This window comes from Yersinia enterocolitica (assembly GCA_002082245.2).
In the GTDB taxonomy this organism is placed as follows: Bacteria; Pseudomonadota; Gammaproteobacteria; order Enterobacterales; family Enterobacteriaceae; genus Yersinia; species Yersinia enterocolitica_E.
In genome coordinates this window covers 128,432-154,098 of sequence record NBTC02000002.1, presented here as the reverse complement: position 1 = coordinate 154,098, position 25,667 = coordinate 128,432, and the positions used below count along the sequence as shown (strand labels likewise).

Genomic DNA, 25,667 nt, shown 5'->3' with positions numbered 1-25,667 from the left:
CTGAATAATTAACCCCGATAAAAGTCGACTTTTCAATACACCAACAAACGTAACTATAAGTTTACACCTTGCGTAACGTCCATTTGACACAAACAGGGCAATCCACTACCCTGCTGCACTCAATAATTCCAATAAATTGTCATGTAGTAGAGGAAAGCGTGAAGAATCGCACTCTGGGCAGTATATTTATCGTTGCCGGCACCACTATTGGTGCAGGTATGTTGGCGATGCCATTGGCAGCCGCAGGCGTGGGTTTTGGTGTCACACTTGCATTGCTTATTTCTCTTTGGATATTAATGTGTTACACCGCTTTACTGCTAGTTGAAGTTTATCAGCATGAAGCGGCAGATACCGGGCTTGGTACTTTGGCCAAACGCTATCTTGGCAACCGGGGCCAATGGTTGACTGGTTTCAGTATGATGTTTCTGATGTATGCCCTGACTGCTGCCTATATCAGCGGCGCCGGTGAATTACTGGCAACCAGTATCAGCCAATGGACGCAACAATCGTTTCCGACCTCACTCGGCGTATTACTGTTTACACTGGTCGCGGGCGGTGTGGTCTGTATCGGCACCCACTCAGTCGACTTATTCAATCGCATCTTATTTAGCGCCAAAATCATTTTTCTGATTGTGATGCTGGCACTGATGATGCCACATATCGAAAAAACCAACCTACTGACACTGCCGCTGGAACAAGGGTTGGCACTGTCCGCTATTCCGGTGATATTCACCTCATTTGGCTTCCACGGCAGTGTGCCGAGTATCGTCAATTACATGGGCGGTAATATTCGCAAGTTGCGCTGGGTATTTATTATCGGCAGCGCCATTCCGCTGGTTGCCTATATCTTCTGGCAGTTGACCACGCTAGGGGCTATTTCCTCTCATACCTTTGTCGGTATTTTGGCGCAACAGGCGGGTTTGAACGGCTTATTACAAGCGGTACGCGATGTCGTGGCCTCACCTCACGTTGAGCTGGCAGTACACCTGTTTGCAGATCTGGCGCTGGCTACCTCATTCCTTGGTGTGGCCTTAGGGTTGTTCGATTATCTGGCCGACTTATTTAAACGTCGTAATTCAGTACGAGGCCGCCTGCAAACAGGGGTTATCACCTTCACCCCCCCGCTGCTGTTTGCGCTGTTTTACCCGCGTGGCTTTATTATGGCATTGGGCTTTGCTGCGGTGGCGCTGTCAGTTCTGGCATTACTGCTGCCTGCAATGCTGGCGTGGAAAGCCCGTAAGGTCCATCAAGGGCACTATCGGGTCTGGGGTGGGAAACCAGCACTGGCTGCGGTATTTGCCTGTGGTGTGATGGTCATTGCTATTCAAGTGGGGATAGTGACTGGCGCATTACCGGCTGTCGGCTAATACCCTCCCCAATTAAAAGGGCGCATATCCTGTCAGGAATGCGCCCTTTTTTAATCAAATATTACTCATGTATTATCCAAAGTAATTGGAGTCGCAGGTAGGCAGCAAGCGAACGCATCCCAATGAGCTTACACAAGTAAGTGATTCGGGTTCGCAAGCGAAGCTAACACCCCTGTGGCTTCAAGAACGAAGGATAATCAAAATGCTAAGCCAGCGCCGATATACACGCCATCCGCCACACGGTTATCCCGATGTCCGTCTTTACCTTTCATATTGATATAGCGGTAACCGACATCCACGGTTAACGGGCGGAATACACTCCAGCGCAAGCCACCGTTAGCTTCGCTATAGGATTTCATGCCACTGGTCAGCTCTTCCGGGGCGAAATAACCTTCACCGTACAGAGTGAACGATTTGTTGATCGGATAGGTTAACCCACCGCCAATCGCAATTGCACCACCGCTGCTACCGTCTTCCGGTGACATATAGATACCCTTGCCACCGACTGTTGCCATCATTGGGCCGAGGGGGAGGTTGAAGCCCAGCCCCAGTCCGTAGACATCACCATCGTGATCACTACGTGCCCAGTTACCATTGATAGCCAAACCGCCAGTGTTGGTGCCCATGCCAAAACCTAAATTAGTGTAATCACTGCCGACTTCACCATTAAAACTCACGGCACTGGCGGAACCCGCCACAAACAGCAGGCTGGCTGCACACGCGATTAAATGCTTTTTCATATTTTTCTCTCGTTATTCGTGATGTCACCCGTGAGCAAACTCTGGCCGACAGGTTTTTCCTGTCCGAGTTTAACCGAAAAAAACAGCATAAACATACCAAAAACCGATTAAATACCACAGTAATTCAAATGATTGTAAATATTTAAGCTATAGGTCCGTATTATGCTAACAATAACAACGATAAGGTATGCCTATTTGCTGAATACAACCAATAAGGCTACAACTAGTGTGGAGATCAAAGAATAACCCCTTGTTGTTGTTTAAATTATTATTTTGTCAATCAGGCTTTTGGCGCGATGTAATGCTGTAAAACACCTAAGAAAGCAATCAATTCAACAGCCATACTGGAGAAAATGATGAGCAAAAAGAAAGGATTAACTACTGCCGCGGGCGCACCCGTTGTTGATAATAATAATGTCGTTACTGCGGGCCGACGTGGACCAATGCTATTACAAGATGTGTGGTTTCTGGAAAAACTGGCCCATTTCGATCGTGAAGTGATCCCAGAACGCCGCATGCATGCTAAAGGCTCCGGTGCCTACGGTACCTTTACTGTTACCCACGATATTACCCGATATACCCGCGCAAAGATTTTCGCAGAAATAGGCAAACAAACCGAAATGTTTGTCCGCTTCTCAACGGTGGCTGGTGAACGTGGTGCTGCCGATGCCGAACGTGATATTCGTGGCTTCGCCATGAAATATTATACCGAGGAAGGGAACTGGGATTTAGTGGGTAACGATACGCCGGTGTTCTATCTACGTGACCCGCTGAAGTTCCCTGACCTGAACCACGTGGTTAAACGTGACCCTCGCACTAACCTGCGCAACCCTATTTATAAGTGGGATTTCTTCTCCCAACTCCCTGAGTCTCTGCATCAGTTAACGATCGATTTCAGTGACCGTGGTCTGCCAAAATCTTATCGTCATATGCATGGGTTCAGCAGCCATACCTTCAGTTTTATCAATGCCAACAATGAGCGTTTCTGGGTTAAATTCCATTTCCGCTGCCAGCAAGGCATTGAAAACCTTATGGATGATGAGGCTGAAAAACTGGTTGGAACTGATCGGGAAAGCTCCCAACGTGACCTGTATGACGCTATTGAGCGTAAAGACTTCCCGCGCTGGAATCTACAAATTCAGGTGATGCCAGAACATGAAGCCTCACAAACACCTTACAACCCGTTTGATCTGACCAAAGTGTGGCCACACGGCGATTACCCACTGATTGATGTTGGTTTCTTCGAACTGAACCGTAACCCGGAAAACTACTTTGCCGAAGTTGAGCAAGCGGCATTTAATCCAGCTAACGTGGTGCCGGGGGTGAGTTTCTCCCCTGATCGGATGTTACAAGGCCGGCTGTTCTCCTACGGCGACGCTGCACGCTATCGCTTAGGTGTGAACCATCATCAGATCCCTGTCAACAGTGCTAAATGCCCGTTCCATAACTACCATCGCGATGGCGCAATGCGTGTTGATGGTAACAGTGGTAATGGTGCAACTTATGAGCCAAACAGTTTTGGCCTGTTCCAGGAACAACCTGATTTCAGCGAACCGCCATTAACACTGGAAGGCGCAGCAGATCACTGGAATCACCGTGAGGATGATGATTACTTCTCCCAGCCACGGGCGTTGTTTAACCTGCTGAGTGAAGAGGAGCATCAGCGGATGTTTACCCGCATTGCCGGTGAGTTGTCACAAGTACCGGAAGAGATTCAGCGCCGTCAGGTGGCGTTGTTTACTCAGGTTCACCCGGATTATGGTGATGGGGTTAAAAAGGCGCTGGGGCTAAATTAGCATTATTATTGTAACCGATTAGGTGATCAGCTCAATTGATGGTTGCCGGCGATCAGGTTCGGTTGTTAAAGCACCGAGTTAACAACCGAACCCTGTCACCTAATCGTCTATCAACCGAACCCGATCATCAAATCAACTTAGCCACAAAATCAATAACCGCCTGTCTGGATACCTTAATCCCCCCCTGCTTAAGCGCCGCCGGTAAGCGGTAAAACGCAATTGGTCGTTGGAATACCGCCAATTGTGGTATCAGCCAATCTGATAAACTCACCTCATCCACCTCATCGGCAGCATCTATCACCGCGACCGGTCGGTGGCCGAATTCAGCATCAACCATCGGCACGACGAAAGCTTGTTGTATCCCCGGATACTGTGACAAAACCCGCTCAATATCCTCCGGCTGAATGCCCTCGCCACCACTGAAAAACAGATTATCCAACCGCCCGAGAATATGCAGTTCACCTTGCCGCCACATCCCGCGATCACGGGTATGAAACCACCCTTCGCTGTCGGTTATGGGCTGCAACTTTCCCTGCTGCCAGTAACCCGCCGCAAGGCAATCTGCTTTTATCCATACTTCATCTGCTACCAGTTTTACCTCGCGCCCCGCCAGCGCAACCCCCACACCGGGCAAGCCATCGGCACGTTTGGCACAAACCGTTGAGGCCGACTCCGTCAGCCCATAACCGCACCAGCAGCGGATGCCACGGGTTTCGGCATGCTCCGTCAGCGCAGTTGGAATAGCCGCGCCCCCCAACAAAACCTCTTTCAGTGTTAGACGAGTGTCAGTGTTCGCTAACAAACGCCACAGTTGGGTTGGCACCAACGATGCATGGCTACATCCGGCCAGAGCATCATGCAATGCCATCCCCTCCTGCACCACCAAAGTGGCCCCGGCACTCAGCCAGCGCCAGACAATACCCTGCCCCGAAACATGAAACAGCGGTAACGACAGCAACCAGCTATCCGTCGAGGTGAAACTCATCAGCTTTAATATGCCATCGGCGCTAACCAGATGCGCCGCCAGCGAATGCACTGCGGCTTTGGGCAAACCGGAAGAGCCCGACGTTAATGTCATCGTCGCCAGCCGTAGACTATCCCAGACAACCGGTGTCATAACGGAGTTATCGGTATCAAGTACCAGTGGCGTGAAGCAGAGAGCCGCTGACAGCGGGGCTGCCAGGTTCAGCACAAAATCAATATCCAACTGGGGCAGAAGCTGTGCCAGCAACGCATCAGGTAACTGTGGATTGAGCGGTAAAACGCGCGCGCCACACTGCAATGCCGCCAGATAGGCCATCAACAATGTGTGACTATTCTTACCACGCAGTACCACACCACTACCGGGGGCGACACCTTGCAGTTGAAAACCTGCCGCTAGGCTATCGATATCAGCCGCCAATTGTTGCCAACTGATCAGTTGTGACCCCGAGCGGATGGCGATCGCCTGAGGTCGCAGATTGGCCCAGTATTTCCAAGGAGAAGAGTAAGTCCAGGGAGAAGAATATTGCCAGGGCCAATCATTCAACTGTGCCATAGAACGGCCAACTGTTCGGTTGTCACCATAGGCAAGGGACTCTCCGGCCACGGACGGACTAACTGTGCCTGCATCAGGTTCAGTGTATCCAACCCCGGCACGGTATCCGGTGTCAGCCAATCAGCCAGCCGTGCCAGTTGGGTTAAGCCAAGACTGGATTCAATGCTGGAACTGATCACCGCCACTAATCCCGCCTGATGCGCTTGCTGCACCAGTTGCTGACAGCGGCTGATGCTGCCCACCAGCGTCGGTTTGATAACAATCGCTACCACGCCGGGTTCGGCTTCAACCTTAAAATCAGCCTCGCGCACACTCTCATCCCACGCGATAGCAATCCCCGTGTCACGGGCAAACTCTCGAGACTCGGCGCGGGTTTTACAAGGTTCTTCCAAAAATGCAATGCGTGCACGCAGTTCAGGATTGACATATTTCGCAAACCCATCAGCTTTCGCCCGCGTCCAACTACGATTGGCATCCAGCCGTAGTGTCAAATCCGGCAAAGCTTCCAGCAGCACATTAACAATCATGCCATCACGCACCGCTTCATACAGCCCGACTTTCACCTTGGCGACTTTTTCCCCAGGCAGTGCTTGTAACACTGCAAATAGCTCATCTGGATCACCGGTGCACAGTGGTGCTTTGCGGTAATTTGCCGCTAATGGCAGCGTTTGATTCAGCTCCGCCAGCGCACAACTAAGGCCAAAAGCAACTGATGGCAAAGCATCAAATTCAGGTTCTGCCCCATTCACCCAGTTTTGCAGCCAATGCTGTGTCACAACCTGAGCTTCAGGCAGGGTTTCCTGGCTGAACTCCGGTAAGGGGGCAATTTCTCCCCAGCCAATCTGGTCGCCCTGCTGTAATTTAACCAATAGCCCATCGCGGCTTTTCAGCCGCTGGTGGCGCAATATCACTCCCGCTTCCATCGGAAGGCTATAGTGGTAAAGCGTGGCCGCGCGCATTACGGATTACGCTTGAATTTGCTGAAGTCCGGCTGGCGTTTCTCATTGAATGCGTTACGCCCTTCCTGACCTTCGTCGGTCATATAGAACAGCATCGTGGCGTTACCGGCCAACTCTTGCAGACCCGCCTGACCATCACAGTCAGCATTCAATGCGGCTTTCAGGCAGCGCAGTGCCATGGGGCTGTTTTGCAGCATTTCACGACACCAACGCACGGTTTCACGTTCCAGTTCAGCGATAGGTACCACGGTATTCACCAGCCCCATATCCAAGGCTTGTTTAGCATCATATTGGCGGCACAGGAACCAGATTTCACGCGCTTTTTTCTGGCCGACAATACGCGCCATATAGGCCGCACCCCAGCCGCCATCGAATGAACCGACTTTTGGCCCGGTCTGGCCGAAAATAGCGTTATCGGCGGCGACGGTTAAGTCACACATCATGTGTAATACATGACCGCCACCAATGGAATAACCCGCGACCATTGCCACGACTGGTTTCGGGCAGGTGCGGATCTGGCGCTGGAAATCCAACACATTCAGATGATGGACGCCACTGGTGTCTTTATAACCGCCGTAGTCGCCACGGACTTTCTGATCACCGCCGGAACAGAACGCTTTATCACCTTCGCCGGTCAAAATGATCACCCCGATATTGTCGTCATAGCGGGCATCAGCCAGCGCCTGAATCATCTCTTTAACCGTTAACGGGCGGAATGCGTTACGCACATGGGGGCGGTTGATGGTTATCTTGGCAATACCATCGCTGGATTTGTGATAACGAATATCTTCAAATCCAGTAGAGCAATCCTGCCAGTCGATAGCGGCGTACAACTGTTCTTCGCTCGGATAAAGCATAGTAAGCATTCCTTTAACGGGGGAGTGACAAAAATGAAGACTGTGATAAAAATGAAAGTACCTGCGCGGCAAAAGCACCGGGATTCGCCCGATGTGCATTGTGTCCGGCACGTGCCAGTGTGCGTAATGGCAACTGGTATTGAACAGCCAATTGCTGGAATTTATGGTCGCGATCGCCACACAGATAAGTGTAAGGGACCGTGAGCCGTTGTAACGCCGGTAGCAGCCAAGGTTGATGGCCGAGTGACGTTGCTTCGAGCATATCAGCGACTGATGGGCCATGATTGTCCGCCCGCAGTAACACCAATTTCTCGCGCTGTTGTGGGTCTAAATCAGCAAATACATCCTGTTGATACCAGTCAGCCAGCACCTGCGGCAACGGCTCTTGGCGAAAACGCTGGCCCCACAGGCGGTCTTGCTGCAAGCGTTTTTCACGCAATTCAGTGCTTTCCAGCCCGAGGTTACCCCCTTCGACCAATAAGCCCTGCAAACCATGATGGCTACCATAGCAGGCGTGATACATCGCAATTCGCCCCCCTAAAGAGTAGCCTGCCAGCCAATATTCGCGAATACCGTTAGCCTGTAACGTTTGTACTAACTGACGGCTGATATCCGCAAAACCACAGGTAGTCTCGGCGGCCGATTTACCGTGGCCGGGCAGGTCTATCAGCAGCGAGGGATAATCGCCACATAACTCAGCAACCGGCAACCAATCCAGACCACTGCCTAACAAACCATGTAACCACACCAACCATGGCCCACTATGATGCCGGGCGGGAGACTGCGGGTGGGGATCGAGTTTACGGCAAGCCAGCGTCATAATTGGGCCACCTGTTGCACCAGTTGTTGCAGTGTTTCTGCCCCCTGACTGGGCGGCACCACGATTTCAATCAATGTAACGCCACCTTGCAACCAGCATTGCGCCACCTGTTGTTGGAGCTGGGGCCAGCTATCCGGTCGAGCATAATGCAGACTGAACATAGCTGCGGCGTGCTCAAAACTCACATCTTGCGGCATACAATAAAAGCGCTGGCGGTCTGCTTCTGGGGTAGGCAACAACGAGAAAATCTGCCCGCCATTATTGTTCACCACCAGCAGCACCGTAGGGGCCGAGCTTTGGCGCAATAAGGCGAGAGCATTAAGGTCATATAAGGCCGATAAATCACCCACGATAACCAACGTCGGCTTAGCGGTTGCACGCTGAACACCGGCTGCCGTTGACAATAAACCGTCGATGCCACTGGCACCACGGTTACTGTAAACCGGATAGCCAGCAGGCAGTTGGCCCAACGCATCAATCAAACGCACAATTAAACTGTTACCGACAAACAACTGACCATTATCCGGCAATAATTCTGCCAGTTGATGCGCGACCGCGGCTTCGCTAAATTGCTCATTCAAGGCTTCAGCCACATGGGCTTGAGCATTCTCCGAGCAGACGGTCAGCTCACCGGCCCACGGCGTGCGACGCTGTGCTGGATGTTCCTCCAGCCATGTATTCACCGGTGAAATAATTCTGCGGCCACGATGATTCGCCGGATCGAGGCGACCGGGCAGGTTATCGACCAACCAGTACTCTTGCGGCTGACACCCAGCCTGCCATTGCAACAGCCGTTTACCGGTCAGGCTGCTACCCAATTGCAGCACAATCTGCGCCTGCGAGAGAATAGTTTTAGCGGTGGGATGCCCAAGCCATAAGTCAGCACAAGGTAGCGGCTGACCGGTTTGTGACAACACATCACCGATCAGCGGCCAACCGAGCAGAGCAGCCCATTCAGCCAGTAGCTGCCCCTCTTGTGCCGTCATGCGCCCGGCAATCACCACTCCGCGCTTTTGTCGCCAGAAAAACCAGTCCGCTTGCTGGCCTTGTGGCACAGATAAGGATTGACGCAGCCACGGATGGCACTCCTGCCACCAGTCGCCTAAGGTGGCAGACCATTCGGCATAGGCGTGCTCATCACCACCATACAAGGGTTCGGCAAACGGGCAGTTAATGTGCAAGCCACCGTGCTGTAATTGTGCCATCGCATTATCGAGTGTGGAAACCAGCCAACTGGCAGAAATATCGGGGGTCGGACGCGGCAGATTGAGGCTTAGTGTAGGGTGGCTGGCAAACAGCCCTTGTTGACGAATAGCCTGATTGGCACCGCAATCAATCAATTCTGGCGGACGATCTGCGGTCAATAACACCAGCCGCTCACCGGTTAGCCCGGCTTCAATCAGAGCAGGATAAAGATTGGCGGCGGCAGTACCGGAAGTGACAATAACGGCCACAGGCTCGGTGGAAGCTTTTGCCAGACCTAAGGCCAAATGGCCCAAACCGCGCTCATCAAAATGGGTATGACAAACCAGCGCAGGATTGGCCGCTGCCGCCAGTGTTAACGGCGTCGAGCGGGAGCCGGGAGCAATACAGATATGACGCACACCGTGGCGGGTCAAGGCTTCCAGTAGCAACGCCGCCCAACGACGGTTAAAAACACTTGTCGACATTGTTCGCTCAACAGTCAGTTAACAGACACTGCGACCCCGATAATCAACATGAGGATAGTGCTTCATCCTGTTAAAAAAGCCCGGAGTGACTGATTAATGGTTATAAGTAAGGAAAGTGCTCACAGTTTACACCTGCCGCTTAGGTGTCACAATCCGCCCACATAATGAGTGCGGTTAATTACGGCATTTTATTATCCTACAGCTGACTTTCCAGCAAGGTGCGTAGCCCGGCTGATTTATTGTTAATTTCTTGCCATTCCTGTTCCGGGTCAGAGCCGGCCACAATACCGGCTCCGGCATACAGATGGACCTGCTGTTCTTCTACCCTGGCAGAACGCAGGGCGACACTAAATTCAGTCTGTTTTGCCGAAAGATAGCCGGCCGAACCGGCATACCAGCCGCGGGAAAAAGGTTCATATTGCGCAATAAACTGTCGCGCGACATTGCGAGGCAAACCGGCGACGGCCGCCGTCGGTTGTAGACGTTGCAGGCAATCGGTATCGCTGGCGCGGGTGAGTTGAGCATGAATGCAGCGGCGCAAGTGCTGCACTTTACGCAAGCGGATGATTTCCGGTGGCATTACATCAACTGCTGCCACCCCGCCCTGCAATCGCTGGCAGATATCATCCACCACCAACAAGTTCTCGCGTTGATTCTTTTCATCATGCATCAGCCAATCGGCCAGTTCTGCCGCTTGCTCGGGGGTTTCTGCGCTGGATACCGTGCCCGCCAGAGCCTCAGTCTCCAGATGCAACTGCTGGCGTAGATAGAGACGCTCAGGGCTGGAGCCGAGAAATGCGCGCCGCGCATCAAAACGCAGCATAAAGTGGAAACAGTGGTGATTGACCTGCCGGCTGGCGGCCATAAATGCCCCACTGGAGAGAGGCTTATCCAGCGTCAGTTGGGTGGCACGCGCCAGAACCACTTTCTCCATCTTCTGCTGCTCAATCTCAGCCAACGCGTGCTGAATAAGATGGCGCCACTGCGGATATTCCGGCATATGGCGGGCATGTTGCACCTGAGTATCAAGTGCAGGCAACGGCCTGGCAGCCACCAGTTGGTCGATAAAGCTAATTGCGTGCAGAGCATCTTGCTGTAGGGAGAAGTCGCTGGCCAAATTGAGCGTTAAATAGGTCTGCTCACCCCGACGTAATATTTCAATGCGGGGTAGAAACAGGAAACTGGCCTGCGCCAGTGGCGCGCCATCAGCGGGTTGGTTAACGATCACCGGTTCAAAGGCATTCAAGCCCCAAATACGTAATCCGCTCGCATCCCGATGCTGCTGAATAAAATGATCAGCCGCTTGCATATCATTGAAGAGCCGAGTTTGACCGCAGACCGCAGCCTCTTCATGACCTTCGCGATGGAGCCAGTAAAATTGTGGGAAATGGCATTGGGCGGCCAGCCACTCTAATAGTTGGCTACCGATTCGACCCGGTGCGGGCACGATAATTTGCCGGATACCTGCCTGGTCAGGGAAACCGGCACGTAATTTCTGCCGTAATTCACCCAGCAAACCAGAAAGTTGTTTCACGACCACCTCGGCAAATCAACAGAAAGAGTGGGATTATACGGGGCGTGAATAATAAGAAAAGTCAGATTCAAAAGTTATTGTTAGTTATCACACTAATATTTGATATTGATGGTTTTGTATACTCAATAAGTGTTATCTGGCACTCAGCACAGGTGTCTACTGGCTAGACTCCAATTATGTCGCGTTGCAGCAAAGCGGCAATTGAAAAATAAAGGGGCCGCAGCCCCTGGTAATGGATCCAGTGATCAGCCGTCAATCCTTCAGCGACGGGCGATCAATAGCCCCACGATCAAGCCAGCAGTCGCCCCTATCCCTACGCTGCACCAAGGTTTTTCACGCACATAATCATCGGTGCAACACGCCAGTGCTTTCGCCCGCTTGATATAGCATTCACTGCGGCCATTCAAACGGTTCTGAACCTCCTTTAATGCTTTTTCCGCCCGGGCTTTAATCTCTTGATAGCTTTCATCAGCCGCATCACCCGAGGCGCGCAGCACTTCTTCCAACGTATCGGTCAGCATAGTCAGATCGTCATCCAGCGAGGTTTGCTGTTCTTTATCTCGGTTCATATGCGTTCTCCATGAGTGAAAAAAGGACATCTCATAAGGATAGTCGAAAATAGCCGGCGTAATATTGATTCAAGGTGGAAATGGAGTTTTCAGGATTAATCTGTATGGCAAGTAATATGAGGGGAAAAAGAGTTACTGATGCCCCTTCCCCCTGTTTTATGACTAAAAACGGATACAACAAGCCCCTTGCTCAGCACCGGAAAGTTGTTCGCGCAATGCACCAAACAATTCACGGCCACATCCTACGTGGAAGGCAGCAATATCTGGCAAGTCGGTATGGCGGGCAGCCAGTTCAGCTTGATCCACTAACAGTGAAAGCTCGCCAGTGACACCATCAACACGCACCCGATCGCCATTACGGATTTTCGCCAGCAAACCACCGCAATACGCTTCGGGTGTCACATGGATGGCTGAGGGCACTTTACCTGACGCACCAGACAAGCGGCCATCGGTGACCAGTGCCACCTTAAAGCCACGGTCCAGTAATACACCTAATGGTGGCATCAGTTTATGCAACTCCGGCATACCAATAGCACGCGGCCCCTGATAACGCACCACCACCACGCAATCGCGATCCAGTGCGCCTGCGTCAAATGCCGGACCAATGTCGTGCTGGCTTTCAAACACCACGGCCGGGCCTTCAATGATCTGATGATCACGCGGTACTGCCGAGGTTTTCATCACTGCCCGCCCTAGGTTGCCACTTAAGACTTTGGTGCCGCCATGTGGTGAGAAAGGCATCGCGATACTGGCGATAACAGTTTCATCCAGCGATTGCTGTGCCCCGTCACGCCAACATAATTGCCCCTGATCCAGATAAGGCTCTTGGGTATAGCGCTGCAAGCCAAATCCGGCCACGGTATGGACATCTTCATGGAGTAAACCGCCCTGCAACAGCTCTTTTACCAGCAGCGCTACACCACCGGCCGCCTGAAAGTAGTTGATATCTGCTGGGCCATTGGGATAAATGCGGCATAACTGTGGTATCACTTCCGATAACTCAGAAAAATCATCCCAATCGATGATGATCCCCGCCGCGCGCGCCATCGCCACTAAATGCATGGTGTGGTTAGTCGAACCGCCGGTCGCCAGTAGTGCCACAATGCCATTGACCACCACCTTTTCATCCACCAACTGACTAATGGGTAAATAGCTACCGCTGGTTTCTGTCAGGCGCGTGACCTGACGGGCGGCAGCGGCGGTGAGCGCATCACGTAGCGGCGTATTGGGCTGGATAAAGGAAGAGCCGGGTAAGTGTAACCCCATCACCTCCATCACCATCTGATTGGAGTTGGCGGTGCCGTAAAAAGTACAGGTACCGGCACTGTGGTAGGAGGCAGCTTCCGCGTCCAATAAAGCCTGTCTATCGACTTTGCCCTCCGCAAACAACTGGCGCACTCGCACTTTTTCTTTATTAGACAGGCCGCTGGCCATCGGCCCGGCGGGGACAAAAACCGCCGGTAAATGACCGAATGACAACGCCGCCATCAACAAACCGGGGACAATTTTGTCACACACCCCAAGATAGAGTGCACCATCAAACATATTATGTGACAGGCCAATCGCCGCAGACATCGCAATTACATCGCGGCTCATCAGCGACAGTTCCATGCCATCCTGCCCTTGCGTCACCCCGTCACACATCGCCGGAACACCGCCCGCCACCTGGCCGACTGCCCCCACAGCATGCAAGGCATCTTTTAGTTGTTGCGGATAATGTTCATACGGCTGATGTGCCGATAGCATGTCGTTATAGGAGGTAATAATCGCGATATCGCTGCGTACCATGTTCTTCAGCGCTATTTTGTCGTCCGGCTGGCAGGCCGCAAAACCGTGCGCCAAATTGCCACAGGCCAGTTGCGAACGGCGAACTGTATTTTCCTTAGCCGCGCTGATACGTTGCAAATAGGCAGTACGGGTGGCTACGGATCGCGCAGTAATACGTTGCGTGACTCGGGTGAGGGTCGCGTTCATCGCCATTCCTTATTCACTCAAGGGCGTTAAAAGTTCAATGCTGCTCAGAGGCAGGCCGATAAAATCTGCCAATACCTGTAACAACAGATTGTGATCATCCAGATGGGGGGCGCCAGATACATTCACACTACCAATCACACCAGCCTGTTGAACCTGTAACGGAAAGCCACCGCCCAAGGCGGCATAATCCCGCAAGCTGACACCATAGCGTGCTTCCAGTGAGGTTTGACGCTGCTGTAACATCAAGCCAGCGGCATAAGAGCTGGTATTAAGTAGCTCTACCACATTGCGCTTACGTCGCAGCCAGTCATGGTTTTCAGCGCTAGTCCCCAACATGGCATAACTAAACAGTGTCTGACGATTTACCGTGATATCGATGGCCAGAGCCACGCCTTGCCGCTCAGCCTGACACTTTATTTTCTCACCCAACCGCCAGGCCGTTTCATGATTGAAATGAGGCAATTGCAGTAGTTGTTGATGCTGCTGACAGCGAGCTAATTGCTGTTGTAGATTCATGAAATTCTCCGGTGATAAATGGCGGGGCATAGTGGTTATCCACCAAAACCCCACCACGGCTTAAGCGCGTTTAGCTTTAGCCAAACCTTTGTCAGCGATGCCCTTCCCCGCCGTGCTAACTTCAACATCACACTCTTTCGGCAGGGTTAAGGTTATCAATCCCGCAATAATCAGGGAGCCTGCCAGCATGCAAACTGCCGCGCTCTGTCCATAGAAGAAAATCATCACGCCTACCAGATACGGGCCACAGAAACCGCCCAGATTGCCTAAGCCATTGATCACCCCGCGTGCGCCACCCGCCACTTCAGGCACCGCGATACGGCCCGGAATTGACCAAAATGGACTGGTTGCGGCTTTGAGGAAGAACCCGCACACCACCAGTGCCAAGTAAGAGACCAGTACGTTGTGGCGGAAAATCACCGACGTCACCAGACCGGCGGCGAAGCAGAACAGGGAAACCATAATCAGCAGTCGGCGCTTACCGGTTCTGTCCGACAAGGCAGAAATGAAGTAGATACCGGCAGTGGTGGCAATAAAGGGTAAAATCGCCAGAATACCGACGGAAGCCATATTACCGCCGGTTAGGTTTTTCAAGATGGTCGGCAGCCATAAGGTATAACCATAATCGCCGGTCTGATAAAAGAAGTTCAGTGCGACCAGTTTCATCAAGCCTTTATTCAGGAATACCGCCTTTAATGGCGCATTGGTCACCGGAGCATCGAGCATCCGTTCAGCCCGTTCCCGCGCCAACTCAGTCACCAGATAATCGCGCTCCCTTGCCGACAACCATTTAGCTTCCTCTGGTCGGTCACTGATAACAAACCACCACATCACCAGCACCACGGCTGACAGTGAACCTTCGAGGAAAAACAGCCAACGCCAGTCCAGAGCATTAATAATGAAACCCGATAGCGGTGCGGTGAACATGCCGCCAATTGGGGCAAACATCATGACAAAAGCATTGGCCCGGCCGATTTCGCGTTCCGGGAACCAGTTACTGACCATAGTCAGCACCACTGGCAGCATGCCGCCTTCTGACACCCCGAGCACAAAGCGCAGGAATAGCAGTTGATAATGATTAGTGACAAAACCGGTCAGAATCGAGACGACGGCCCAAACACAAAGAGAGTAAGCAATAAATTTTCTGCCGCTGCCATGAACCGCAATACGGCCACCCGGTACTTGTAGAAATAAATAACCAATAAAGAAAATACCGCCCGCTAAACCAGCCATTTGACTGGTAATTGCTAGATCACTTTCCATACCACCAGGTAATGCAAAACTAATATTTACCCGGTCCATAAAAGAAATAATACAAGCAATCATTATTGGAACAATAACGCGAAACCAACGGGCATTAGGGATCTTACTGTCCATATAAACACGCCTCATGATAATAGCAGAGTATTACCCGCACCATAAATAATGGTGTAGGGAATGCCGCAAGCAAATAAACAGAAGTTTATTTTCTGGTGTTAATTAAAATTCACTGGTCATTTTTAATATTTAATTAAAAGTAATTATCTATTATTTATAGGTGATCGCCGTAGGGGCTTTTTCACCAGAAAAATGGGCTAATATATTTGAGAAGACAATATCGCTCATTTGAATTCGAGTTTCCGTCGTTGCACTAGCAATGTGTGGCAGCAAGACCACATTATCCATCTCGATCAATGCTGGTGGCACATTAGGCTCATCGGCAAAAACATCTAAGCCCGCACCACCAATATTTTGCTGCTGCAACGCAAGGATTAAATCATCCTGATTCACCATACTGCCCCGGGCAATATTGATCAAAATGGCGTGATTAGGCATCGCAGCAAAAACGGTTTTATTCACCAAACCGGCACTGTCTTTCCCTCCCGAGATTGCGACCACCAGAATATCGCTTTGGCTGGCAAGACTCATAAGATCAGGCATATATTGGTAGGGCAGCGTTTCGTTGTGTGCTTTGTCGGTATAGGCAATTTGCATATCAAACCCCGCCGCTCGGCGAGCAATGGCTTGGCCAATCTGCCCCATACCAAAGACCCCCAGACGCTTGCCGGTAACCTTAGATGATAATGGCAAAGTACTGTGCGGCCACTGTCCGGCACGCAGGAATTTATCAGCCAGACACAGGCGACGAGAAGTCGCAATGATTAGCCCCAGCGCGGTATCAGCAACATCGTCAGTCAGTACACCGGGAGTGGTAGTAACAATAATATTGCGCTCGTGGGTGGTTGCTAAATCCACCGCATCGGTACCGACGCCAAAGATTGAGATTATCTGCACTTCAGGCAACAGTGCCAACACCTCATTGCTGACACCAATATCACCACGGGTCACTATGCCTTTAATATTCTGCCCCTGTTCTGCAAAAAACTCAGCATGATCGGTAACCTGGAAGAGTTTATGAACAGTAAAGGTTTGCTCCAATTTTTCAGTTAAATAGTCCATTACCGGAGCGATGATTAATACGGCTTGTTTGCTGTTTTTCATTACGGGTACCTGATCATGTCAATAAATCATAAAAAACCAGAATGGCGGCAGGTAATCATCGGATGATTTAGCCATTCAGCGAATGTCGTTATAAGACCCGTTTTCAATGTTTTATTTTGTGATGTAGGTCACTGTAAATCATGTTAAGAAAACATGTTACCGGTAACGTGATCGACCTATCATTGCCAGTGCTGAATTGTTTCAGCCAGGCAAATGCCGGTTAAGAACTTATAGAATTAACTAAGTAAAATGTTATCGGTTGCCGTTATTTGTTATTGATTGACGGAGGGATAATTTAGCGGCCATTGACCAAAGTGATTCGCAGCCATCATCCAGAGCCATGGCTGCTAGCGGTGATAAGAAGATCAGATAGTCCCACCGAGTGAAATGCGGTAATGCAGGTCAACCTGTTCAATTGTAGGGATTTTATTTATTTTCTTAATCAGAATTTCCGCTGCAACTTTACCCATTTCAAACCGTGGGGTGGTAACACTGGCCAGCACCGGGGTGGTTGCCTGGCCGATATCTAAGCCATGGAAACCCGAAATTGCCATTTCAGCCGGTATCGCCATGCCTATTTTCAGACATTCTTGTAACACGCCGACGGCCATATCATCATTAGTACAGAAAATAGCATCAACCTGCGGATACATTTGTCGTGCCAGAGCTAGCATCCCAGCCCCGATCGAGACAGAAGAGACCTTATTAGGAGTGATATGCAATGGCGTAAATCCTGTATCTATCATCGCCTGGCTATATCCCTGATAACGTTTGCGATCTCGTACATCTGACATCGAGCCAAAATAGACAATATTCTGCTTACCACTGGCCAATAGTGTCGCTGTCATATCGTAGGCAGCCTGATAATTATTAAAACCAACGGTAATACGATTGAACTGTGGCTCTAAATCCATCACTTGTGCAACCGGAATTTCGGCTGCATTCAAATACTTATCAGCACGTAAGGTATGTTCTGAATCAGTGAGTATCAGACCTGAGATCTGACAGGACAACAGATTAACGATCTGCTGCTCCTCACGTTCTTTATCATAGTTATAGTTAACCACCAGCGTTTGATAGCCGCTGGCAGCGGTTACCGATTCAATACCCGCCAGCAAGTCAGAGAAAATCTGGTTATTAAAGGAAGGTATCAAGATACCAATACGCGGGATCTTTTGATTGAAACCATTTTCCCCTTCAGAATCAGGAGCATAATTAACCTCCGCCATCACTTGAGCAATACGCTCAGCCGTCTCTGGAGCCACTTTTTCCGGCGTGCGTAAGTAGCGGCTGACAGTCATTTTGGTCACGCCTGCAAGTAACGCGATATCCTGTAACGTAACACGCTGGTTTTTCATGGCAAATACCTGGAACAAGAGTGCGCAATGGGTAATATGATTATGCACTGTTAGCTTGTGTAATGAAAAGCATGTTACTGCTTTAAAATACAATAACAGCCAGGTGACATATTATTAATCTAGTTTATTATCAATAAGTTAAACTGAAACCTTGCAATAAAACAGCAAAAAAACCGGCTAACAGCAGTATTTCCCCTTCATCAAGGGGATATCGCTCACGTATGTGGTAACAGCTTGTTGTAACATGATTTAAAGTGATCTACATCACAGTTTACCCAAGCGGAAAACGGTTTGATATGCACATGTTTTCACCCAGTCATTATTCAATAATATTTATTTTATAATGTCGCTTAATAAGCGCCATTTCCATCAGGAATTTATTATGAAGAATTTATTTTCGTTAGAAAACCGCAAAGTATTAATTACGGGATCTGCTCAAGGCATTGGTTTTTTATTAGCGAAAGGCCTGGCCGAATTTGGTGCAGAGATAATTATTAATGATATTACCGCAGAACGAGCGGAAAAAGCCGTGGCGGAATTACGTGCTAGCGGTTTTATTGCTCATGCTGCCGCCTTTAATGTGACTAATCACGATGCGGTTAATGAAGCCATTGAACAAATAGAAAGTAGCATCGGTGCTATCGATATTTTAATTAATAATGCCGGCATTCAGCGCCGCCATGCCTTTACTGAATTCCCAGAAAAAGATTGGGATGACGTGATTGCGGTCAACCAGAAGTCCGTATTCTTGGTTTCACAGGCCGTATCCCGCTATATGGTTAAACGTCAACGCGGCAAAATTATCAATATCTGCTCGATGCAAAGCGAATTAGGCCGCGACACTATTACCCCCTATGCCGCCTCTAAAGGTGCGGTAAAAATGCTAACTCGTGGTATGTGTGTTGAGCTGGCTCGCTATAATATTCAGGTCAATGGTATCGCACCTGGCTATTTCAAAACGGATATGACAAAAGCGTTGGTAGATGATAAAGCCTTTACTGATTGGTTATGTAAACGGACACCGGCTGCTCGCTGGGGAGACCCGGAAGAGTTGATTGGTGCTGCGGTTTATCTCTCCTCCAAAGCCTCTGATTTCGTGAATGGTCATCTGTTGTTTGTTGATGGCGGGATGTTAGTTGCAGTTTAACCTTCGCTTGAAGTGATTGGGAGATTAGCGACCTTCGTTATTCGTCCCATCAATAACGTTGGTTAATGCTTCAATTGACTGGGAACAGAGGAACATTATGTCTGGGAAATGCATTATTGTTATGGGCGTATCCGGCACGGGGAAATCCTGCGTCGGTCAAGCACTGGCACAAGCGCTTAACGCCAAGTTTATTGATGGTGATGACCTACACCCGCGCGCCAACATCCAAAAAATGGCCTCAGGTCAGCCGCTAAATGATGTTGATCGTGCTCCTTGGTTAGAACGGTTAAGTGATGTGGCCTATAGCCTGCAACAGAAAAATGAAGTCGGTTTTTTAGTCTGTTCGGCGCTGAAAAAGCAGTATCGCGATCGTTTGCGTGCCAGCAATCAAGGGATACGTTTTCTGTGGCTGAGCGGTGATTACGATTTGGTGCTACACAGAATGCAGCAGCGCGCTGGGCATTTTATGCCTGAAAGCCTGTTGCAAAGCCAATTCGCAACCCTGGAAGTACCGGGTATCAGTGAACCGGATGTTATCCAGATAGATATTTCGCCCGACGTCGCCGGTGTGGTTAAGCACTGTATTGCCGCGCTGGAGCATGAAAATAGCGTGAGTCATTGCGCCTAAACGCGCGGGCCACATAAGCATATAGGAAGAGTTATGATACTTGATGAACTGAAAAGCGCGGCGAATAATCCAATCTATCCAGATGTTATCCGCCGCACCCTTGCGGCTATCTGCAAAATGGATTTGGTTAACCTGCCAGCGGGCGAGCAAGAAATCGAAGGGCGTGAGATTTACTTAAATCATATTATCGCCGCGACCAAGCCACTATATGAACAAGCCCCTGAATTACACCGTTACTATATTGATATTCATATTTTGCTGGAAGGTAGTGAAGTGATTGGTGCGTCGCCATCCACACAGGGCCAGCGCCCGACGATGGATTTTGATAGCGAGCGGGATTATGGGTTGTTTGAAGGTATTACTACCGAAACCTTGTTAACACTGGCGCCGGGTGATATTGCCCTGCTGTTCCCCGGCGAGTTACATCGCCCGATGGGAACATTAGGTGACATCGCACCGATTCGTAAGATCGTGGTTAAAGTGGCGAATCATCTTATCTGATTCGGTATTATTTCGGTTGATAGATACCGGATCAGGTTTCGGTTGATAGTCGTCCAGATTTTCGGTTCGGTTGACATGAGATCGGTGTTCACTTGACCTCCTGCGCCTCAACCGCCAAAGGGGTTACAAGCGCGTAACCCCCTTGGAACCCCTGCGCTAGCGCACGTATCGCTTGCCCACTTCGCGGGTCCCCTCACTCATCATTTCGCTGGCGGGACGGCTTTACGCGGGTCCCTCCGCGTGACGCCTAAATCCGCCGTCCATGGCGGATTTCCCTTGCTACACTCTTCACTCGACAGCTCAAATGTGCTTTAAACGTCAAAACCTAAAAGCAAGGTTTTGATTTTGACCTTGAGCGCAATCAGGAATATTACCGACAAAGACGATGGCCCGAGTGAGCCGCCATGGACGGCGGCGAAAAGCGCGCTTGAGCAGGAGCGAATCGCGCTGGCTCGATAAGGCCAACGACTGCCGGAGGGCACTGCGAATAGCAGTAATATTTCGCGCAAGCCGCAGGTGCAGGAGGGCCGGCTAGCCCTCCTGCTCGGTTGAGGCGATAGAGGTAAGGTGATAACTGAACGACTATCAACCGAAACCTGATCCGGTATCTATCAACCGAACCGATAACCTGAACGACTATCAACCGAACCGGATCATCTAATCAATATCAACCGGCGCTCCCAAGGAGCGCCTCCCTTGACCCCGCCGCGCCGCCAACCACAACCCGCTGTTCTTCATAGCGTAGCCAAATACCACCCCGACTAACAATGAAGCAACCACCAGCTTCCAATTACCATTACCGGCAAAAGTAGCGCAAGCGCCGATAAAAGTACCTGGAACAAATGATAACCACTGCTGGCAGGCCTGGATGCACATCAAAAACGCCACAAGCCCTGTTAAAACATACCCAAGGATGGTCCATTCCGGTTGCAAGGCACTGCCCTGGATAATCATCATCGCCCAGAACACCCCGCTCAGGCAGGTTAACAGCGTAATCAGTAATCCTTTTAAACCACCTTGTGGGCAAGCGAAATAGGCGGTACAGCCAAGGAAACCAGCCCAACTGATTAGCCCTAAACTGACCGCTACCCAGCCCCAGACACCCGAGAGAATGCCGGTGGTAATGGCAATCATCAGAATAATGTTCATCAGTGTTACCTGCGCGAAAGTATCAAAGCAATATCGATTGAGTGAAAGTCGAGCAGTTTACCTGAATTGATGAGCAATATTCCGTATTTTTGTCACGAAAATATAAATACTGTTGTTATCATTACATTTGTAATGTGATCAAAGTCACACAATAAACACTATGCATAATTTGGAAGCGCGATACACGCGCGTTTATTAAAAATTTGCTTATCACCATTTGCGGTCCATTCGCTAAAATAACCCTTTTCATTAGCATATGGTGTTATTTGTGTTTGGAAATTAAAAATATTGAAAAGCAGTCTATTAGTAAGTACCTCAGGGTCGCAATCTAAAAAAGACACTCCGTTTTTTATAGATTGATAGTACTGAATGACTCTCTCTGAGATAACCGCATTAATATCAGCCTGCCCATGATTATCTTTAATACAAAACTTCAGCGCTTTAGTTAGCGGGTTTCTATTTACCCAATTATCAATATTGATATCATCTATTTTTAAGTCAGATGCTGTGCCAATGAAATGATTAATGATGACTTTATTGAGCAATTCGCCAGCTTTAATATAAATATCACTGCCTTCATCTATTTTTTTCTGCAAAATATTCAAAGAGTTAATTGCAGAAATGTTAACCTTGTCGATTAAGTCAACATAAGGGTTTCTCATATATGTATCATTTTTATTTGTAATTAAATATGCATTTTCTATCATCGCCATATTGAATTTTTCATCTCCCTTCGCCCTATCAAGCAAGAAGTTGATTGTTTCTTTATCTTTAAAAAAACCGGCCGTTGGAACTATTTCATCTGATAGCGATAAAAAATCATCCATAGAATCATATTTTGTATAAGAGTTATTATCATTAATTGATGGAGGTGAAGGTATACAGCACAACATAAATATCCTTAAGAATAGAGTGAAATAATCACTGATAAAGATATCTCAAAAAAATGTGTTCACCGCTCCATGTTTTACCCCACCCCCACCTTAAATAACATTAATTTCAGCACCGGGTAAAAAAACAAAACCCCCTGCGCGTTTCGGCTAACAGGGGGTTTGGGAACAGGCTTAACAATCAATTACATCAGTGGCTGAGCCATCTGAACCAGCGAGATCAACGGCTGCGGGTAAATACCCAGGAACAGCACCAAAATCGCAGAAATCAGCACCACCACACCGCCAGCAGTCAATGCCCAGTTGCTTGGTGTGTCACGCACCAGTGTTTCCGGCGCGCTGAGGAACAGGCTCACCGTCACACGCAGATAGTAGTACAGGCCGATGGCACTGCCTAAGACCACCGCACCGGTCAACCACCACAGGTTGGCGCTGACACCCATTGCGACCACAAAGAACTTACCGATAAAGCCCAACGTCATTGGGATACCGGCCAGTGATAGCATCATTACGGTCATCACCGCCGACAGAATCGGTTTATGCCAGAACAGACCACGATAAGAGAACAGCGATTCTGCATCCGGGCCTTTATACGGGCTAGACATCAAGCTAACCACACCGAACGCACCCAAGCTGCTGAACAGGTAACCGGCCAGATAAACACCGACGGTTTCCAGTGCCAACTGATGGGTCTGCACCGCCACCAGCGCAATCAGCAAGTAGCCAAGGTGCGCGATAGAAGAGTAACCCAGCAGACGCTTGATGTTGGTCTGGCTGATAGCCATTAAGTTACCGAACAGTATTGATGCCACCGCAATCAAGGAGAGCACCAAACGCACCGCTTCACTGTCGGCGGCCGGCGCGTACAGGAACAAGCGCATGACTACCGCAAAGATGGCAATCTTACTGGCGGTCGCCAGGAAGGTAGATACCGGAGCGGGAGCACCCTGATACACATCCGGCGTCCACAGTTGGAACGGCACCAGCGACAACTTAAAGCCAAGACCAACAATCATCATCCCGAGGCCCGCCAGAATCAACGGCTGGTGGATAGCGGAGTCACTTAGGCTCTTGCCCAGACCGGCGAAAGACAAACTGCCAGACTCAGCATACAGCAGCGCCATCCCGAACAACAGGAATGACGATGCCGCCGCAGACAGCAGCATGTATTTGATACTAGCTTCCAGTGAACGCTTCTGGCGATAGGCATAACCAATCAGGCCAAACAGCGGCAGGGAGATAAGCTCAATACCCAGGAACAGCGACGCCAGATGGTTGGCACTGGCTAACAGAATGCCGCCCATGGTGGCAATCAGCACCAACAGGTAGAACTCTTCGCGGTTATCTGGATAGCCATTCAACCAAGGATAAGCAAAGGTGCTGGTTGCCAGGCTGGCAACAATCACCAGCCCGGTATAGAACATCGCATAGCCGTCAATCCGCATCAGCGGCGTGACATCCATCGGCCCGACCTGGCCGACAAAATAGAGTGACAGCAGCGCCAGGTTAAGCCCGATGACCGTCAGGGTGGCGTTAATAAAGTGATCGCGTCGCCACGCAATGGAGAGCATCACAACCACCACCGTCAATCCGACGATCAACAGCGGTAGCATTGCGATCAGTTGTTGAGGAGTTATTGTCATGGCGAATTACGGCCTTGTAGTTGTAATAGATGAAGCATTGAACCACTGCTGTACATTACTCATCGCAGCATGGGAGGTATCAAGAATCGGCTGCGGGTAAACCCCCAGCAACACTAATAACACCACTAACAGCAGGATGATGGATAGTTCCCTTGCGCTCATGCCCGGTAACGCTTCTTGTGATTTTGGCGCACCATAATAAGCACGCTGCATCATGATAAGCGAATAAACCGAAGCAAAGACCAGACCAAAGGTAGAGATCACGGTAATCACCGGAACCACCTGGAAGCTGCCAAACAGGATCATAAACTCGCCGACGAAGTTACCGGTGCCCGGCATCCCCAGTGTCGCTACCGCGAAGAACAGCGATAGTGCAGGCAAGTATTTGATTCGGCCCCACAGGCCGCCCATCTGACGCATGTCACGGGTATGCAGGCGCTCATACAACTGACCACAGATGATGAACATACCGGCGGCAGACAAGCCGTGGGCAATCATCTGGATAACCGCACCTTGATAAGCCAGTTGGCTGCCGGTATAGATGGCAATCAATACAAAGCCCATGTGCGACACGCTGGTATAAGCAATCAGGCGTTTGATATCAGTCTGGCAGAAGGCCATCCACGCACCGTAGAAGATACCGATGACACCTAACCACATGGCGATAGGTGCAAACTCATGAGAGGCGTTCGGGAACAGCGGCAGACTAAAGCGCAGCAAACCATAAGCTGCGGTTTTCAGCAAAATCCCCGCCAGGTCAACAGAACCTGCGGTGGGTGCCTGACTGTGTGCATCTGGCAACCAGCCGTGCAGTGGCACAACCGGCATTTTTACCGCAAAGGCGATAAAGAAGCCCAGCATCAGCAGATATTCCACATTGTGGGACATCGGCGTCTTCAACAGATCTTCGTAGTTGAAGGTCCAGATACCGGTGGCGTTGTAGTGCACAAACACCAACCCCAAAATGGCAATCAACATAATAAGACCGCTGGCCTGGGTATAGATGAAGAACTTGGTTGCTGCCGCGATACGGGTTTTACCGTCTGATGCTTTGTGACCCCACAAGGCAATCAGGAAGTACATCGGCACCAACATCATTTCCCAGAAGAAGAAGAACAGGAACATGTCGATGGCGAGGAACACGCCGATAACCCCACCCAGAATCCACAACAGATTCAGGTAGAAGAAGCCCTGATTGCGCTGAATTTCACGCCACGAACAAAGGATAGCCAGCACACCTAGCAGGCCGGTTAGCACCACCATCAGCAGTGATAACCCATCCAGCGCCAGATGGAATTCAATACCAAACCGTGGGATCCACGGCAAGATGAACTCTGATTGCCACTGCGGGATACCCGCTGGGTTAACCAGTGAATAGTTGCCCTGCCCCCACAACAGCAAGGAGAGCACTAATGTCAGCCCCATCGCGAATAGCGCTATCCAACGCGGTACCTTAGTACCGAAGCGCTCACACTGCCAAGACAGCAGGCCGCCGATAAAGGGGAGAAGAATTAGCCAAGGTAATAGCATG

At 50.1% G+C, this 25,667-nt stretch carries 22 protein-coding genes; 5 read left to right on the top strand and 17 right to left on the bottom strand.

Translation table 11 applies throughout. The annotated features are described in order from the left end of the window. The first annotated feature begins 158 nt into the window (after positions 1–158). Entirely contained in the window at positions 159–1,367 is a 1,209-nt protein-coding gene (locus tag A6J66_002035; GenBank protein PNM23074.1) for a tyrosine transporter TyrP, read from the top strand. A gap of 197 nt (positions 1,368–1,564) precedes the next feature. Here the strand turns inward: A6J66_002035 and A6J66_002030 are convergent, their stop codons facing one another. Continuing rightward, positions 1,565–2,107, bottom strand: coding sequence for a porin (locus tag A6J66_002030; protein ID PNM23073.1), 543 nt, complete (start codon positions 2,105–2,107; stop codon positions 1,565–1,567). Positions 2,108–2,460: 353 nt separating this feature from the next. Between A6J66_002030 and A6J66_002025 the strand changes: the two genes are divergently transcribed. Then, positions 2,461–3,903: a catalase gene (locus A6J66_002025; GenBank protein ID PNM23072.1), complete on the top strand. Its 1,443-nt coding sequence runs from the start codon at positions 2,461–2,463 to the stop codon at positions 3,901–3,903. 127 nt (positions 3,904–4,030) lie between these two features. Here A6J66_002025 and A6J66_002020 read toward each other — a convergent pair whose 3' ends face one another. From A6J66_002020 to A6J66_001965, 12 genes are all read right to left on the bottom strand, one after another. After that, complete coding sequence (locus A6J66_002020; protein ID PNM23071.1) at positions 4,031–5,440, bottom strand: o-succinylbenzoate--CoA ligase; 1,410 nt, start codon at positions 5,438–5,440, stop codon at positions 4,031–4,033. Next, complete coding sequence (locus tag A6J66_002015) at positions 5,428–6,399, bottom strand: o-succinylbenzoate synthase (GenBank protein PNM23070.1); 972 nt, start codon at positions 6,397–6,399, stop codon at positions 5,428–5,430. Before A6J66_002015 ends, A6J66_002020 begins: the two co-directional genes overlap by 13 nt. Then, the gene (locus A6J66_002010) at positions 6,399–7,256 is read right to left on the bottom strand and encodes a 1,4-dihydroxy-2-naphthoyl-CoA synthase (protein ID PNM23069.1); all 858 of its coding nucleotides are present in this window, start codon (positions 7,254–7,256) and stop codon (positions 6,399–6,401) included. Before A6J66_002010 ends, A6J66_002015 begins: the two co-directional genes overlap by 1 nt. A 13-nt stretch (positions 7,257–7,269) precedes the next feature. After that, entirely contained in the window at positions 7,270–8,079 is an 810-nt protein-coding gene (locus tag A6J66_002005) for a 2-succinyl-6-hydroxy-2,4-cyclohexadiene-1-carboxylate synthase (protein ID PNM23068.1), read from the bottom strand. Then, complete coding sequence (locus tag A6J66_002000) at positions 8,073–9,746, bottom strand: 2-succinyl-5-enolpyruvyl-6-hydroxy-3-cyclohexene-1-carboxylic-acid synthase (protein PNM23067.1); 1,674 nt, start codon at positions 9,744–9,746, stop codon at positions 8,073–8,075. The genes A6J66_002005 and A6J66_002000 overlap by 7 nt, the downstream gene beginning before the upstream one ends. A gap of 196 nt (positions 9,747–9,942) precedes the next feature. Continuing rightward, complete coding sequence (locus A6J66_001995) at positions 9,943–11,280, bottom strand: isochorismate synthase MenF (protein ID PNM23066.1); 1,338 nt, start codon at positions 11,278–11,280, stop codon at positions 9,943–9,945. Between the two features lie 260 nt (positions 11,281–11,540). Next, on the bottom strand, positions 11,541–11,849 hold the full coding sequence (locus tag A6J66_001990; GenBank protein ID PNM23065.1) for a DUF883 domain-containing protein: 309 nt from the start codon (positions 11,847–11,849) through the stop codon (positions 11,541–11,543). Between the two features lie 162 nt (positions 11,850–12,011). After that, positions 12,012–13,829 (bottom strand): phosphogluconate dehydratase, encoded by a 1,818-nt coding sequence (locus A6J66_001985; protein ID PNM23064.1) that lies wholly within the window; start codon positions 13,827–13,829, stop codon positions 12,012–12,014. A 3-nt stretch (positions 13,830–13,832) separates the two neighbouring features. Beyond that, complete coding sequence (locus A6J66_001980; GenBank protein ID PNM23063.1) at positions 13,833–14,339, bottom strand: heme-degrading domain-containing protein; 507 nt, start codon at positions 14,337–14,339, stop codon at positions 13,833–13,835. 60 nt (positions 14,340–14,399) lie between these two features. Continuing rightward, entirely contained in the window at positions 14,400–15,716 is a 1,317-nt protein-coding gene (locus A6J66_001975) for an MFS transporter (protein PNM23062.1), read from the bottom strand. Between the two features lie 150 nt (positions 15,717–15,866). Next, the gene (locus A6J66_001970) at positions 15,867–16,820 is read right to left on the bottom strand and encodes a 2-hydroxyacid dehydrogenase (GenBank protein PNM23061.1); all 954 of its coding nucleotides are present in this window, start codon (positions 16,818–16,820) and stop codon (positions 15,867–15,869) included. A gap of 365 nt (positions 16,821–17,185) precedes the next feature. Then, positions 17,186–18,178 (bottom strand): LacI family DNA-binding transcriptional regulator, encoded by a 993-nt coding sequence (locus tag A6J66_001965; protein PNM23060.1) that lies wholly within the window; start codon positions 18,176–18,178, stop codon positions 17,186–17,188. 382 nt (positions 18,179–18,560) lie between these two features. On the opposite strand from A6J66_001965, the gene A6J66_001960 reads away from it, so the two are divergent. The 3 genes from A6J66_001960 to A6J66_001950 all read left to right on the top strand — a co-directional run bounded on the left by A6J66_001960 (position 18,561) and on the right by A6J66_001950 (position 20,454). Continuing rightward, positions 18,561–19,325 carry a 3-oxoacyl-ACP reductase gene (locus A6J66_001960; GenBank protein ID PNM23059.1) on the top strand — a complete coding sequence of 255 codons (765 nt, stop codon included), beginning with the start codon at positions 18,561–18,563 and terminating at the stop codon, positions 19,323–19,325. Between the two features lie 97 nt (positions 19,326–19,422). Continuing rightward, entirely contained in the window at positions 19,423–19,953 is a 531-nt protein-coding gene (gene idnK / locus A6J66_001955; GenBank protein PNM23058.1) for a gluconokinase, read from the top strand. 33 nt (positions 19,954–19,986) lie between these two features. After that, a complete protein-coding gene (locus tag A6J66_001950) occupies positions 19,987–20,454 on the top strand; it encodes a YhcH/YjgK/YiaL family protein (GenBank protein ID PNM23057.1) in 468 nt (155 codons plus the stop codon). A 657-nt stretch (positions 20,455–21,111) separates the two neighbouring features. On the opposite strand, the gene A6J66_001945 is transcribed toward A6J66_001950, so the two are convergent. The 4 genes from A6J66_001945 to A6J66_001930 form a co-directional block, all read right to left on the bottom strand. Next, positions 21,112–21,603, bottom strand: coding sequence for a DUF1097 domain-containing protein (locus A6J66_001945; GenBank protein ID PNM23056.1), 492 nt, complete (start codon positions 21,601–21,603; stop codon positions 21,112–21,114). A gap of 158 nt (positions 21,604–21,761) precedes the next feature. Then, a complete protein-coding gene (locus A6J66_001940; protein PNM23055.1) occupies positions 21,762–22,430 on the bottom strand; it encodes a hypothetical protein in 669 nt (222 codons plus the stop codon). A gap of 248 nt (positions 22,431–22,678) precedes the next feature. Next, positions 22,679–24,136, bottom strand: a complete 1,458-nt coding sequence (locus A6J66_001935) for an NADH-quinone oxidoreductase subunit NuoN (protein ID PNM23054.1) — start codon at positions 24,134–24,136, stop codon at positions 22,679–22,681. A 6-nt stretch (positions 24,137–24,142) separates the two neighbouring features. Then, positions 24,143–25,666, bottom strand: coding sequence for an NADH-quinone oxidoreductase subunit M (locus A6J66_001930; GenBank protein ID PNM23053.1), 1,524 nt, complete (start codon positions 25,664–25,666; stop codon positions 24,143–24,145). Position 25,667 lies beyond the last annotated feature (1 nt).

Coding starts and splice junctions, on each gene's coding strand:
- A6J66_002015 (PNM23070.1), bottom strand. CDS start 6,399: ATGCGCGCGGCCACGCTTTACCACTATAGCCTTCCGATGGAAGCGGGA.
- A6J66_001960 (PNM23059.1), top strand. CDS start 18,561: ATGAAGAATTTATTTTCGTTAGAAAACCGCAAAGTATTAATTACGGGA.
- A6J66_001950 (PNM23057.1), top strand. CDS start 19,987: ATGATACTTGATGAACTGAAAAGCGCGGCGAATAATCCAATCTATCCA.
- A6J66_001985 (PNM23064.1), bottom strand. CDS start 13,829: ATGGCGATGAACGCGACCCTCACCCGAGTCACGCAACGTATTACTGCG.
- idnK (PNM23058.1), top strand. CDS start 19,423: ATGTCTGGGAAATGCATTATTGTTATGGGCGTATCCGGCACGGGGAAA.
- A6J66_001930 (PNM23053.1), bottom strand. CDS start 25,666: ATGCTATTACCTTGGCTAATTCTTCTCCCCTTTATCGGCGGCCTGCTG.
- A6J66_002000 (PNM23067.1), bottom strand. CDS start 9,746: ATGTCGACAAGTGTTTTTAACCGTCGTTGGGCGGCGTTGCTACTGGAA.
- A6J66_001975 (PNM23062.1), bottom strand. CDS start 15,716: ATGGACAGTAAGATCCCTAATGCCCGTTGGTTTCGCGTTATTGTTCCA.
- A6J66_001970 (PNM23061.1), bottom strand. CDS start 16,820: ATGAAAAACAGCAAACAAGCCGTATTAATCATCGCTCCGGTAATGGAC.
- A6J66_001940 (PNM23055.1), bottom strand. CDS start 22,430: ATGGATGATTTTTTATCGCTATCAGATGAAATAGTTCCAACGGCCGGT.
- A6J66_002030 (PNM23073.1), bottom strand. CDS start 2,107: ATGAAAAAGCATTTAATCGCGTGTGCAGCCAGCCTGCTGTTTGTGGCG.
- A6J66_001945 (PNM23056.1), bottom strand. CDS start 21,603: ATGAACATTATTCTGATGATTGCCATTACCACCGGCATTCTCTCGGGT.
- A6J66_001980 (PNM23063.1), bottom strand. CDS start 14,339: ATGAATCTACAACAGCAATTAGCTCGCTGTCAGCAGCATCAACAACTA.
- A6J66_001965 (PNM23060.1), bottom strand. CDS start 18,178: ATGAAAAACCAGCGTGTTACGTTACAGGATATCGCGTTACTTGCAGGC.
- A6J66_001990 (PNM23065.1), bottom strand. CDS start 11,849: ATGAACCGAGATAAAGAACAGCAAACCTCGCTGGATGACGATCTGACT.
- A6J66_002010 (PNM23069.1), bottom strand. CDS start 7,256: ATGCTTTATCCGAGCGAAGAACAGTTGTACGCCGCTATCGACTGGCAG.
- A6J66_002025 (PNM23072.1), top strand. CDS start 2,461: ATGATGAGCAAAAAGAAAGGATTAACTACTGCCGCGGGCGCACCCGTT.
- A6J66_001935 (PNM23054.1), bottom strand. CDS start 24,136: ATGACAATAACTCCTCAACAACTGATCGCAATGCTACCGCTGTTGATC.
- A6J66_002020 (PNM23071.1), bottom strand. CDS start 5,440: ATGGCACAGTTGAATGATTGGCCCTGGCAATATTCTTCTCCCTGGACT.